The sequence below is a fragment of the Citrobacter sp. LST-B2 genome, from assembly GCF_057983045.1.
Map to the genome: position 1 here is coordinate 2,710,770 of NZ_CP192598.1, position 13,668 is coordinate 2,724,437.

Annotated in this window: 9 protein-coding genes; 3 read left to right on the forward strand and 6 right to left on the reverse strand. The window is 55.8% G+C overall.

The genetic code is table 11. The annotated features are described in order from the left end of the window. Positions 1-32: 32 nt before the first annotated feature. Positions 33-932 carry a DMT family transporter gene (locus ACQ0PY_RS13010; RefSeq protein ID WP_109740292.1) on the forward strand — a complete coding sequence of 300 codons (900 nt, stop codon included), beginning with the start codon at positions 33-35 and terminating at the stop codon, positions 930-932. On the opposite strand, the gene narI is transcribed toward ACQ0PY_RS13010, so the two are convergent. From narI to ACQ0PY_RS13035, 5 genes are all read right to left on the reverse strand, one after another. Beyond that, a complete protein-coding gene (gene narI / locus ACQ0PY_RS13015) occupies positions 926-1,603 on the reverse strand; it encodes a respiratory nitrate reductase subunit gamma (protein ID WP_044257700.1) in 678 nt (225 codons plus the stop codon). The two genes, ACQ0PY_RS13010 and narI, sit on opposite strands and share 7 nt — an antisense overlap. Further along, the gene (gene narJ, locus ACQ0PY_RS13020) at positions 1,603-2,313 is read right to left on the reverse strand and encodes a nitrate reductase molybdenum cofactor assembly chaperone (RefSeq protein WP_044327859.1); all 711 of its coding nucleotides are present in this window, start codon (positions 2,311-2,313) and stop codon (positions 1,603-1,605) included. Before narJ ends, narI begins: the two co-directional genes overlap by 1 nt. Next, entirely contained in the window at positions 2,310-3,845 is a 1,536-nt protein-coding gene (narH, locus tag ACQ0PY_RS13025) for a nitrate reductase subunit beta (protein ID WP_109740293.1), read from the reverse strand. The genes narJ and narH overlap by 4 nt, the downstream gene beginning before the upstream one ends. Continuing rightward, a complete protein-coding gene (locus ACQ0PY_RS13030) occupies positions 3,842-7,585 on the reverse strand; it encodes a nitrate reductase subunit alpha (RefSeq protein ID WP_109740776.1) in 3,744 nt (1,247 codons plus the stop codon). Before ACQ0PY_RS13030 ends, narH begins: the two co-directional genes overlap by 4 nt. A 391-nt stretch (positions 7,586-7,976) precedes the next feature. Beyond that, positions 7,977-9,368, reverse strand: coding sequence for a NarK family nitrate/nitrite MFS transporter (locus ACQ0PY_RS13035; protein ID WP_109740295.1), 1,392 nt, complete (start codon positions 9,366-9,368; stop codon positions 7,977-7,979). 352 nt (positions 9,369-9,720) lie between these two features. Between ACQ0PY_RS13035 and narX the strand changes: the two genes are divergently transcribed. Together narX and narL are read left to right on the forward strand one after the other, a co-directional pair. Next, on the forward strand, positions 9,721-11,517 hold the full coding sequence (gene narX / locus ACQ0PY_RS13040; protein WP_109740296.1) for a nitrate/nitrite two-component system sensor histidine kinase NarX: 1,797 nt from the start codon (positions 9,721-9,723) through the stop codon (positions 11,515-11,517). Next, the gene (gene narL, locus ACQ0PY_RS13045; RefSeq protein ID WP_042318615.1) at positions 11,510-12,160 is read left to right on the forward strand and encodes a two-component system response regulator NarL; all 651 of its coding nucleotides are present in this window, start codon (positions 11,510-11,512) and stop codon (positions 12,158-12,160) included. Before narX ends, narL begins: the two co-directional genes overlap by 8 nt. On the opposite strand, the gene ACQ0PY_RS13050 is transcribed toward narL, so the two are convergent. Continuing rightward, on the reverse strand, positions 12,161-13,567 hold the full coding sequence (locus ACQ0PY_RS13050; RefSeq protein WP_061070045.1) for a YchO/YchP family invasin: 1,407 nt from the start codon (positions 13,565-13,567) through the stop codon (positions 12,161-12,163). Positions 13,568-13,668: the final 101 nt, after the last annotated feature.

Below are 13,668 nucleotides of genomic sequence, written 5' to 3' on the forward strand. Positions count from 1 at the left end.
CGAAAATAGAGCCTTCAATCAGGAGGTGTGTGATGCGTGATCTTCAGCAAGGCGTCTGGCAAATGAGCCTGGCAATGGTGATTTCCGGTTCAATCGGCGCGTTTGTGTTTCTTTCCGGCCTGCCGGTTACTGACGTGGTGTTCTGGCGCTGCCTGATTGGGGCTATCGCGCTATTTCTCTTTATCCGTCTCAGCAAACAACCGTTTAGCCCGCTGACCAGCGTCACGTTGGGGCTGGCAATCCTGGGCGGCATCGCGCTGGTCGTAAACTGGTTGCTGCTGTTTGCCGCCTACGAGCGCATCTCAATCGGTCTGTCGACCGTGGTGTATAACACCCAGCCCTTTATGCTGGTGATGATGGGAATGCTGATGGGCGAGCGAGTCAGTGCAGTGAAATGGGGCTGGCTGTTCCTCGCCTTTGGTGGCGTGGTCATTTTATTATCGGGTGAACTGACCGGAGGCCATCCTACAGCCTGGTTAACCGGTGTGGCCCTCGCACTTGGTGCAGCGTTCTTTTACGCCCTGACGGCAATCATTACCCGCAGACTGAGAAGCATCGCGCCACAGCATATTGCTTTTATTCAGGTGCTGACGGGGGTGGTCATGCTCTTGCCGCTTGCCCAGTTCCCGGCGCTCATCCACGCATACCCGTGGGGTATCTTACTGACGCTGGGGATTGTTCATACCGGCATCATGTACCAGTTGCTGTACAGCGCCATTCAGAAATTGCCCACGCCTGTTACCGGTTCGTTATCCTTTATTTATCCGGTGGTGGCGATCGTCGTCGATAACGTGGTGTTTGGTCATTCACTTAACGCCACACAACTGACAGGCGGCGCGTTAATTCTGTTTGCGGCGGCAGGAAATAACCTCGGCTGGGGCGAAAAAAAACCCCGCAAATGCGAGGTTTCTGATAAAGCCACCCATCAGTGACGGGCGCGAACAATCTGGTATTTGCGCGTCAGATACTCCACGGGCGCGCTCCAGATGTGTACCAGACGGGAGAACGGGAACAGCAGGAACAGCGTCATCCCCAGTACCAGGTGCAGACGGAAGATAAACGCCACCCCCTCCAGATGCGCCGATGCCCCCCCGTGGAACGTCACCACAGACTGCGCCCATCCCACCAGTTTCATCATTTCGCTGCCGTCCATATGCTGGGCGGAGAACGGAATGGTCGACAGTCCCAGCGCACACTGGATCACCAGCAGCGAGAGGATCAGGATGTCTGCGCCGGTGGTGGTCGCCCGCACGCGTGGGCTAAACAGACGACGTTTGAGCAACAACACGCCGCCCACGAGACACATCAGGCCCGCCGCGCCGCCGCCAATCATTGCCATCTTCTGTTTCACTTCAATAGGCAGCCACGCTTCATACATCCAGTGCGGCGTCAGCATACCGAGGAAGTGACCGGCGAAGATCCCCAGAATCCCGAAGTGGAACAGGTTTGAGGCCATGTTCATCCCCTTGCGATCCAGCATCTGGCTGGACGCGGCGCGCCAGGTATACTGACCGTAGTCATAACGCAGCCAGCTACCAATCAGAAACACAGACCCGGCGATATACGGATAGATGTCAAAGAAGAACATATTCAGGAAGTGCATTATTGCTGTCCTCCGGTGGTGATATTCAGATATTGCGGCGCAACGGCTCCGGCAAAACGACGCTGGTGAGCGGAGATTTCAGACTCGCCGCAGCCCTGATCGGCAAAGAATTTCACCTGCTCTTCTTCCCAGACCGCATCGAGCGCTTGCGGCGTATCGTCGCGAACTTCATCGGCAATTTTTTCGGCAACTTTGTCACTGTCGATCGCCGCATTCGCCAGCTTCAGCAGCAGGTCGAACAGCACCGCATAGCGGCTTTCACGCTGTTGCAGACGCGCACTCAGTAGCGCCAGAATCGGGGCGATGTCCTGCAACCCGCCCAGCGCCTCGCGCTTCGGCAACTGTGCCAGGTATTCCAGATACAGCGGCAGATGATCCGGCAATTCACGACTGTCGAGCTGTAAACCGTGCTGCTCGTACTGCGCCATCAGATCAACCATCGCCTGACCGCGGTCGCGTGACTCACCGTGGACATGTTCGAACAGCAATAGCGAGGTTGCCCGACCGCGGTCAAACAGTTCGCTGTAGTTGGCCTGCACATCCAGCATCTCCTGCGCGGTTAAATCGCGCAGGAAAACGCTGAGCGTATGCGCATCCTCTTTATCAAGATTTTCAGATGACGCGAGTGCATCGTACAGTTCCTGCTGATGCTGCCACAGGGCAGCATCCGGGTACTCGAGCAGACGCGAAACAATGACGAGTTCAATCATTGGTGCGGCTCCGTTTTGCTGGTCACATCGATGGCGTCAATGCGGCGGCTGTTGAACAGGTTGAATTTGGTGTCAGAACCGTGGCAACCGTCGCCGAAGGTAAAGCCACAACCGCTTTTCTCCGGGAACGCATCACGCGCCAGTTCACGATGGCTACTCGGTACGACAAAACGATCTTCGTAGTTGGCAATCGCCAGATAGCGGTACATCTCCTGCGCCTGTGCTTCGCTTAAGCCCACCTCTTCCAGCGCGCGGGTATCCACTTTACCGTCAACGGTTTCCGCACGTTTATAGTGACGCATCGCCAGCATCCGTTTCAGCGCCAGCAGCACCGGTTGGGTATCGCCTGCGGTGAGCAAGTTAGCAAGGTACTGAACCGGAATACGCAGGCTGTCGACGTCCGGCAGAATGCCGTTGCTGCCAAGCTCACCCGCATCCGCCGCCGACTGAATCGGGGACAGCGGCGGCACATACCATACCATCGGCAGCGTGCGATATTCCGGATGCAGCGGCAGTGCCAGCTTCCAGTCCATCGCCATTTTATAAACCGGCGACTGCTGTGCGGCATCAATCACGCTCAATGGAATACCGTCTTTCAGCGCCTGTTCGATGACCACCGGGTCGTTCGGATCGAGGAAGACATCCAGTTGGCGCTGATACAGATCTTTTTCGTGTTCGGTGCTCGCCGCGCTTTCAATCGCATCTGCGTCATACAGCAGTACGCCGAGATAACGAATACGGCCCACGCAGGTTTCGGAACAGACGGTTGGCTGGCCAGCTTCAATACGCGGATAACAGAAGATGCACTTCTCGGACTTCCCACTCTTCCAGTTGAAGTAGATCTTTTTGTACGGACAGCCGGTGATGCACATCCGCCAGCCGCGGCACTTATCCTGGTCGATCAGCACGATGCCGTCTTCTTCACGCTTGTAGATAGCGCCGCTCGGGCAGGTCGCCACGCACGCCGGGTTGAGGCAGTGCTCGCACAGGCGCGGCAGATACATCATGAAGGTGTTTTCAAACTGACCGTACATCGCCTTCTGCATGTTTTCGAAGTTCTGGTCTCTGGCACGTTTTTCAAATTCGCCACCCAGAATTTCTTCCCAGTTCGGACCGCTGGTGATTTTGTCCATCCGCTTGCCAGTAATCAGCGAGCGTGGACGGGCAATCGGCTGGTGCTTACTTTCCGGCGCGTTGTGCAGGTTCTGGTAGTCGTAGTCAAACGGCTCGTAATAGTCGTCAATTCCCGGCAGATGCGGGTTGGCGAAAATTTTACCGAGCAGCATCGCACGGTTCCCCATACGCGGCTGCAGTCTGCCGTTGATTTTACGGATCCAGCCGCCCTTCCATTTCTCCTGGTTTTCCCAGTCATTCGGGAAACCAACGCCTGGCTTGCTTTCCACGTTATTGAACCAGGCGTATTCCATCCCTTCGCGGCTGGTCCAGACATTTTTACAGGTCACAGAACAGGTGTGGCAGCCGATGCACTTATCGAGATTCAGCACCATGCCGACTTGTGAACGAATTTTCATTTTACGCTCTCCTGTACCTGGTCATTGCCTTCGCCATCCAACCAGTTAATGTTCTTCATCTTACGTACCACAACAAATTCATCACGGTTTGAACCGACGGTGCCGTAGTAGTTAAAGCCGTAGGCCAGTTGCGCATAGCCACCAATCATGTGAGTGGGTTTTGGCGTAATACGGGTCACTGAGTTGTGGATCCCGCCGCGCTGCTGGGTAATTTCAGACCCTGGCAGGTTCACGATACGTTCCTGGGCGTGATACATCATGGTCATCCCGGCCGGAACACGCTGGCTTACCACCGCACGCGCCGTCAGGGCACCGTTACTGTTGAACACTTCGATCCAGTCGTTATCTTCAATGCCCAAATCTTTGGCGTCGGTTTCACTCATCCACACAATCGGGCCGCCGCGTGACAAGGTCAGCATCAGCAGGTTGTCGCTGTAGGTAGAGTGGATGCCCCATTTCTGGTGTGGCGTCAGGAAGTTGAGCGCTTTTTCCGGGTTACCGTTGGATTTCTCGCCCATCACTGATTTCACCGAACGGGTGTTGATAGGCGGACGGTAAACCAGCAGGCTTTCGCCGAAATCACGCATCCACTGGTGATCCTGATACAGCGACTGACGACCGGTCAGCGTACGCCACGGAATCAGCTCATGTACGTTGGTGTAACCGGCGTTGTAAGAGACGTGTTCGTCTTCCAGACCGGACCACGTCGGGCTGGAGATGATCTTACGCGGCTGCGCCTGGATATCGCGGAAGCGGATTTTTTCCTCTTCTTTATTGGTCGCCAGATGCGTATGGTCGCGTCCGGTAAACTCGCTGAGCGCGGCCCAGGCTTTTACCGCCACGTGGCCATTCGTTTCCGGCGCCAGGGTCAGGATCATCTCTGCCGCGTCAATGGCGGTGTTGAGCATTGGTTGGCCTTTTGCCGGGCCGTCTGCCTTGGTGTAGTTAAGCTTACGCAGCAGGTCCATTTCGCTCTGAGTATTCCAGGCGATCCCTTTACCGCCGTTACCGATTTTCTCCATCAGCGGGCCGATCGAGGTGAACCGTTCATAAGTCGCCGGGTAATCGCGTTCAACGGTCATAATGTGCGGCGCGGTGACGCCCGGAATCAGATCGCATTCGCCTTTTTTCCAGTCCTTCACGTCCAGCGGCTGTGCCAGTTCGGCGGCAGAATCGTGTTGAATCGGCAGCGTGACGACATCTGTCTCTTTCCCGAGATGCCCCACGCAGACTTCTGAGAATTTCTTCGCGATAGCCTTGTAGATTTCCCAGTCGCTTTTCGATTCCCAGGCCGGGTCAACGGCCGCAGACAGCGGATGAATAAACGGATGCATATCCGAGGTATTCATGTCGTCTTTTTCATACCAGGTCGCCGTTGGCAGCACGATGTCGGAGTACAAACAGGTACTCGACAGACGGAAGTCCAGCGTCACGACCAGGTCCAGCTTGCCGTCGAGACCGTTGTCCTGCCATTCCACTTCTTCCGGCTTCACGCCTCCCTGCTGACCCAGATCTTTCCCCTGGATCCCGTGTTCAGTTCCCAGCAGGTATTTCAGCATGTATTCATGCCCCTTACCGGACGAGCCCAGCAGGTTGGAGCGCCAGATGAACAGGTTGCGCGGATGGTTTTTCCCGTTCTCCGGCTGCTCGGCCGCGAAACGGATCGAACCTTCTTTCAGTGATTTGACGGTGTAATCCACCGGCGTCATCCCGGCTTTCTTCGCGTCTTCGGCGATAGTCAACGGGTTGGTACCAAGCTGCGGTGCGGACGGCAGCCAGCCCATGCGCTCAGCACGCACGTTGAAATCAATCAGATGACCGCTGTAGCGCGATTTATCCGCCAGTGGTGACAGCAATTCCTGCGCGGTAACGGTCTCATAGCGCCACTGGCTGGAGTGGTTGTAGAAGTACGACGTACTGTTCATGTGACGTGCCGGACGCTGCCAGTCAAGGGCAAACGCCAGCGGCTGCCAGCCGGTCTGCGGACGCAGTTTTTCCTGGCCGACATAGTGCGCCCAGCCGCCGCCGCTCTGGCCGATACAGCCACAGAACACCAGCATGTTGATCAGACCACGATAGTTCATATCGAGGTGATACCAGTGGTTCAGACCGGCACCGACGATGATCATCGAACGGCCATGCGTCTTATCGGCGTTGTCGGCAAACTCACGCGCGATGCGGGTGATCTGTGCACGTGGTACGCCGGTAATCTGTTCTGCCCACGCCGGGGTATACGCTTTGATGTCGTCATAACTGGTGGCGCAGTTGGCATCGTTCAGACCGCGTTCCAGACCGTAGTTAGCCATCGTCAGGTCATAGACGGTGGTAACCAGCGCCGTTGTGCCGTCTGCCAGTTGCAGGCGTTTAGCCGGCAGTTTGTGCAGCAGCACGTTTTCCAGTTCGACTTTATTGAAGTGCTCGGTGCCTTCACCGCCAAAGTACGGGAAGCCCACCTCGGCGATCTCGTCCTGGCTACCCAGCAGACTCAATTGCAGTTCTGTCTCGGCACCGGTCGTACCATCGCGCTGCTCGAGGTTCCATTTGCCTTTTTCACCCCAGCGGAAACCGATCGAGCCGTTCGGCGCAACCATGTCACCATTGTTGTTAATGGCAACGGTTTTCCATTGCGGATTATTTTCCTGGCCCAGCGCATCCACAAGGTCAGCAGCGCGCAGCATACGGCCCGCGGCATAGTAACCGTCACGCGCTTCCAGCATCACCAGCATCGGCATGTCGGTGTAGCGACGTACGTAGTCGGTAAAGTACTGGCTCGGATTGTCGAGATGGAATTCACGCAGCATGACGTGACCCATTGCCAACGCCATCGCCGCATCGGTGCCCTGCTTCGGCGCCAGCCAGAGGTCGCACAGCTTGGCGATTTCAGCGTAGTCCGGCGTTACCGCAACGGTTTTGGTGCCTTTATAACGGACTTCGGTAAAGAAGTGAGCATCCGGCGTACGGGTCTGCGGAACGTTAGATCCCCAGGCGATGATGTAGCTGGAGTTGTACCAGTCAGCGGATTCCGGCACGTCGGTCTGCTCACCCCAGGTCTGCGGAGATGCCGGTGGCAGGTCACAGTACCAGTCGTAGAAGCTCAGGCAGGTGCCGCCAATCAGGGAGAGATAACGCGCGCCGGACGCATAAGAAACCATCGACATCGCCGGGATCGGCGAGAAGCCCGCTACGCGGTCCGGGCCGTACGTTTTCACGGTATAGACGTTAGAAGCGGCAATCAGCTCATTCACTTCCTGCCAGGAGGAACGGACGAAACCACCGCGACCACGCGCTTGTTTAAAGCTTTTTGCTTTATCGGCGTCTTCGATGATGGACGCCCAGGCGTCAACCGGATCGCTGTGCAGTGTCTTCGCCTCACGCCACATCTTCATCAGACGTTTGCGCATCAGCGGGTATTTCAGTCGGTTAGCACTGTAGAGATACCAGGAGTAACTCGCACCACGCGGACAGCCACGAGGCTCGTGGTTTGGCATGTCCGGACGGGTACGTGGGTAGTCGGTTTGCTGGGTTTCCCAGGTCACCAGACCGTTTTTAACGTAGATTTTCCAGCTACATGAGCCGGTGCAGTTAACCCCGTGGGTTGAGCGCACAACTTTATCGTGCTGCCAACGCTGGCGATATCCATCCTCCCAGTCCCGGTTGGTTTCGAGAAGCTGGCCGTGCCCATTGGCAAAGGTTTCACCCTTCTGCTTGAAGTAGCGAAACCGGTCCAGGAATTTACTCATCGGTTCTCTCCTGTGGAGCCTGACGGCTCTCTGATAAATCGACATTGCTTGATTGAGAGCGAAGGTAACGCTCTGAAAGGTCGTGAGAATTGATAACGATCAAGGCATACAGGGATGAAAACGGAGGGTAATTTTTGAAATACCCCTTTTGGAGGATTGGACATTTAACTATATCCATCTGTTTTTAAAGATTATTTTTTCAATCGTATTTTCCGTAAATGTTAAATTCTTTACGAGTGGGTATTAAGGGGTATGCCCCTCTGGTTGACCTCTTTTCGCAACGAACTGACAGAACGACGTGACAATAAAACCAACAGTATGTTGTAACTAATTAGAGGCAAAAAAAAGCGCGGTCTAACGCCGCGCAATGGGGAATACATGACTGCTGTTTTTATTTTTTCGAATGTCGTCCGTATACCAACCAGGTGATAATCACACAGGCGATATAGAAGATCAGGAAGACTTTCATCGCGTCAACCGGTGAGCCGGTTAACGCCAGCGAGGTACCAAACGCTTTCGGGATAAAGAAGCCGCCAATCGCGCCAATTGCAGAGATAAAGCCTAACGCTGCTGCCGTATCGGTCGCCGCTTCGCGCATCGCTTTCTCTTCAGAGCCGCCTTCAGCCTTCACGCGATCCATCGTCAGCTTACGGAAGATAACGGAGATCATCTGGAAGGTGGAGCCGCTACCCAGCCCGGCCGTCATAAACAAGGCAAGGAAGACCGCGAAGAAGGCGATGAAACTGCCACCCGCGCCGTTGGTTGGTAAGGTCAGGAACAGCAGACCGCTGAAAATCGCCATCAGCACGAAGTTCACCAGCGTGACACGAGTCCCGCCTAATCGGTCAGAGATCGCCCCGCCCGCAGAACGCGCCAGCGCGCCAACCAGGGGACCAAAAAATGCATAATACAGGATCTGAATCTCCGGAAACTGGGTCTTTGACAGCATCGCAAAACCTGCGGAAAACCCTATGAACGAGCCGAACGTCGCCAGATAAAGCAGGCTCATGATCCACAGATGACCGCGCTTGAGAACCGGTAATTGCTCCTTCAACGATGCTTTTGAGGTCGCCAGTTCATTCATACCAAACCAGGCCGCCAGCGTGAAGAAGGCGAGGAACGGCACCCAGATCCATGCGGCATTCGCCAGATACAGTTGCGAACCATCCGGTTGCTCAACGCCGTGGCTGCCAAAGACAGCGAAGATCGACAGCGAGACCACCAGCGGCGCAACAAGCTGCATCACGCTGACGCCCATATTTCCCAGACCGCCGTTCAGCCCCAGCGCACCGCCCTGCTTCTGCTTTGGAAAGAAGAAGCTGATGTTCGCCATACTGGAGGCAAAGTTTGCGCCGGCAAAGCCGCACAGCAGTGAAATCACGATAAAGGTACTGAACGGTGTGGACGTATCCTGTACCGCGAACCCTAACCAGACGCACGGGATAATCAGGATCCCGGTACTGAACGCGGTCCAGCGACGACCGCCGAAGACCGGTACCATAAAGGAGTAAGGCACACGTAATAACGCGCCAGAGACCGACGGTAACGCCGTCAGCATAAACAACTGTTCAGTGGTAAACGTGAAACCGACTTTCGGCAGATTCACCGCAACAGCACTGAATAACATCCAGACGCAAAACGCCAGCAGCAGACAGGGGACAGAAATCCACAGGTTGCGACTGGCGATACGATGACCTCGCTGTGCCCAGAATGCCGGATCTTCCGGCCGCCATTCTGTGATTACAGCTCCAGATGCCCTTTCGGGGACGGATGAGTGACTCATAGACACCTCTGATACTCGATTCGATGCCTGAAACATTAGGGTTTACAGCGCGAGGTAAGTTGATATAAATCAAAGGAAAAGTTGTCGATATCTCAACAGAAAAATCATGATCACCCTAAGTGAGTAGGATAATTCACCAAAAAATACGTGGTTTTTCACAGTGCTGCCTGCCGCAGCTACCCCCTTCCTCAAATCCCCTCCGGATACGGCAATTAAGAGGTAACTCGCTTTAGGTATGGGTATACTCCAGGGGATGGTCGAGAATAACGCCACTGCCGATTCTGCCCGGCACTCTCGTCATTCATTGAGGTTTCCCCATTCGCTGTCCGGAGACCTGAAGGAAGAAGGTTTTATGCTAAAACGTTGTCTCTCTCCGCTCACGCTGGTTAACCAGGTGGCGCTTATTGTGATGCTCTCAACCGCGATCGGCGTGGCGGGTATGGCTGTCTCTGGCTGGCTGGTTCAGGGCGTCCAGGGTAGCGCGCACGCCATTAATAAAACCGGATCGCTGCGGATGCAAAGCTATCGACTGCTCGCCGCGGTACCACTGAGCGCTGACGACCAGAAATTGCTTGATGAGATGGAGCAGACCGCGTTCAGCCCGGAACTGACCCGCGCAGCAGAACGCGACGGTCAGCAGGAACAACTGCGCGCCCTCCAGGATTACTGGCATCGCGAACTCTCCCCCGGCCTGCGGCAAGCCAGTAGCAGAGACGCCGTCGCGGCCGACGTCAACCAGTTTGTCGCTGGCCTTGATCGGCTCGTCTCCGCGTTTGACCACACCACCGAAATGCGCATCGAACGCGTGGTGATGGTGCACCGGGTGATGGCGATTTTTATGGCGCTGCTGCTGGTCTTTACCATTATCTGGCTGCGGGCGCGACTGCTTCAGCCGTGGAAGCAATTGTTGTCGATGGCCCGCGCCGTCAGTCAGCGCGACTTTACCCAACGCGCGCAAATCGGCGGGCGTAATGAGATGGCGATGCTCGGCGACGCGCTTAATAACATGTCCGACGAACTGGCAGAAAGCTATTCAGTGCTCGAACAACGCGTCAGAGAAAAAACAGCCGGGCTGGAGCAGAAAAACCAGATCCTCTCTTTTCTCTGGCAGGCCAACCGCCGTCTGCATTCGCCAGTGCCGCTTTGCGAACGTCTCTCCCCGGTGCTGAACGGTCTGCAAAACCTGACCCAAATGCATGACATCGAACTGCGGGTTTATGACCAGGAAGATGAAGAGAACCATCAGGAATTTACCTGCCAGTCCGATATCAGCTGTGATGATAAAGGGTGCCATCTCTGTCCCCGCGAGTCGCTGCCGCCAATTGAAGGGGGAATGACGCTGAAATGGCGCTTAACGGACACCCATACCCAGTACGGCATTTTGCTGGCGACCCTGCCGCAGGGGCGTCACCTGAGTCACGATCAGCAGCAACTGGTGGATACCGTCGTGGAACAGCTCACCGCGACGCTGGCGTTGGATCGCAATCAGGAACGCCAGCAGCAGTTGATTGTCATGGAAGAGCGTGCAACCATTGCGCGCGAACTGCATGATTCTATTGCACAATCACTGTCCTGTATGAAGATGCAGGTCAGTTGCCTGCAAATGCAGGGAGAGACATTGCCGGACAGCAGCCGCGACCTGCTCGGCCAGATCCGCAACGAGCTGAATGCGTCATGGGCGCAACTGCGTGAACTGTTGACGACGTTTCGCTTACGGCTGACGGAACCCGGTCTGCGCCCCGCGCTGGAAGCCAGCTGCCAGGAATACAGCGCCCGTTTTGGTTTTACGGTGAAACTGGATTACCAGTTACCACCGCGCCTGGTGCCTTCGCATCAGGCGATTCACCTGCTGCAAATTGCCCGCGAAGCCTTAAGCAATGCGCTTAAGCATTCTCACGCTGATGATGTGGTGGTCACCGTGGCGCTGAAAGGCAAGCAGGTAAAATTGACTGTAGAGGACAACGGCTGCGGCGTTCCTGAGAACGCCGAACGCAGTAACCACTATGGCATGATCATTATGCGCGACCGGGCACAGAGCCTGCGCGGAGATTGCCAGGTACGCCGTCGCGAGACGGGAGGCACTGAAGTCGCTGTCACGTTTATTCCCGAAAAATACTTCACAGAAGTTCAAGGAGATACCCATGAATAATCAGGAACCGGCAACTATCCTGCTCATCGACGATCATCCGATGTTGCGGACCGGCGTCAAACAGCTTGTCAGCATGGCGCCCGATATCACCGTGGTCGGTGAAGCCAGCAACGGCGAACAGGGTATCGAACTGGCCGAATCGCTTGACCCGGATCTGATCCTGCTCGACCTGAACATGCCGGGGATGAACGGGCTGGAAACCTTAGACAAATTACGTGAGAAAGCGCTGTCCGGACGGATCGTCGTCTTTAGCGTGTCGAATCATGAGGAAGATGTCGTGACGGCGCTCAAGCGCGGGGCTGATGGTTATCTGCTGAAGGATATGGAACCGGAAGATCTGCTTAAGTCGTTACAGCAGGCTGCCGCCGGAGAAATGGTCTTAAGCGAAGCGTTAACGCCGGTGCTGGCTGCCAGCCTGCGCGCCAACCGCGCCACCTCCGATCGCGATGTCACCCAACTCACCCCGCGTGAGCGTGACATTCTGAAGCTTATCGCCCAGGGGCTACCGAACAAAATGATTGCCCGCCGCCTGGATATCACCGAGAGCACGGTGAAAGTCCACGTGAAGCATATGCTGAAGAAGATGAAGCTTAAATCACGTGTTGAAGCGGCAGTGTGGGTGCATCAGGAACGTATCTTCTGATTACTCCTCCGGGAGCAACCTCCAGCGCGGATCGTCCCCTGGCATTGCCATAAAGGGTTCCGTCAGCGTGAGCGTGATCTCATTGGAAGAGACACGCTGCCCCTTCTCATCTTCCACCACTACCGACAACTGCCAGCGGTTATTCGCGCCTTCGCTGCTGTCCCAGGCCGGCATAATCACCGTCCAGCCCTCAACGCTTTCCGCGTTTGCCCCCGCCGTCAGGCTCAGCGCCTGCGCATCCCCCTGCCAGGTGAGATGACGAACGCCATGTCGACTACGTACCTGCAATTTTAGCGGCACCGTTTCGCCCGGATGCAGATCCCACGGTGGGGTTGCCAGAAATACGCTCAGGGTTTTGCGCTGACGATACTCCATCGTCGGCAGGTTGTTGCGCTGCGGATGATCGTAGCGGCTTCCGCGCAGCGACTGGCTCTCCGCCACCTCGCTGGCAGCCAGTTGTTTTTTCAGCGGTACGCCGAAGCGGTAGTTCAGGTTCAGCCCGAGGTTGTTCTGGCTGAGACCGCTCTCCCCCTGCTTGTGCTGGGCGGTGACCGTGACCAGCGGGACCGGGGTGTAATTCAGCCCCAGTTTCACCGCCACCGGATTGTGATAGCCCGTTCCGGAATCGAACAGATCGACGCTGTCACCAAAATATTGTTCCACGCTAACGCTGGTATTAAGATATTCGTAGAACGGCAGTCGCATTTGCGCCGTTACGTCGTAACCGCGCGCCATTCGTTGCTCCAGCGTCGGCGTATGGGCGCGCCATGAGGCAAACGGCTGGTAATAATTGGCCGACAGCCGCAGGTATTCCCCCCACGCTTCAGCGCCCAGCCCGCCGCGCTGGAGGTTTTCATCGAGCAGATTATCGTAGAAAGTGTTATAGCCGAGCAGCCAGCCGTCACGCACCCAGCGCTGGCCGATACCCACATTACTCACCAGCCCGTCATCCTGCTGAGTAAGACCCAGTTGACCCCAGGTGAGGTAGCGCGAGTTATCCTGCCAGGGGACAAACCAGCTTCCGCGACTACCGTTGAAATTGCCTTCGTTATCGACCTGCACGTTGACGCTGGCCTTCCCCCATGGCGACAGCCAAGATTCCAGTTGTTGATTCACCTGCTCACTCACCGCATCGCGCACCTGGCCAAAGGCAAATTGTTTTGCCTGCTCGCCGGTGTCCAGACCGTTGTCGATCATGCTCGCCTCGCCAAAGGCTTTTACCATCTCGGCGAAATGTTTTTCGCCTTCATGCGATTCGGGAGCCATGCCCAGATCGGGCAACCCGTCCTGGTTATTATCAAAGGGATTTTCGGCCTGTTGCATAAAGGAGGATTGTGCACTGGCGTGACCGCCTGCTAACAGCAAGAGTAACCAGAGAGGGAGGGAATGCGATACAAAACGACTCAAATTGACGATAGCTTCTTACGGAATTCAGTTAACTTAACCTTTAAAAGCTTACCTGACTCCTCGTCGTTTTGCAGGTTTTCTCACACTTTCAGGAATATCCT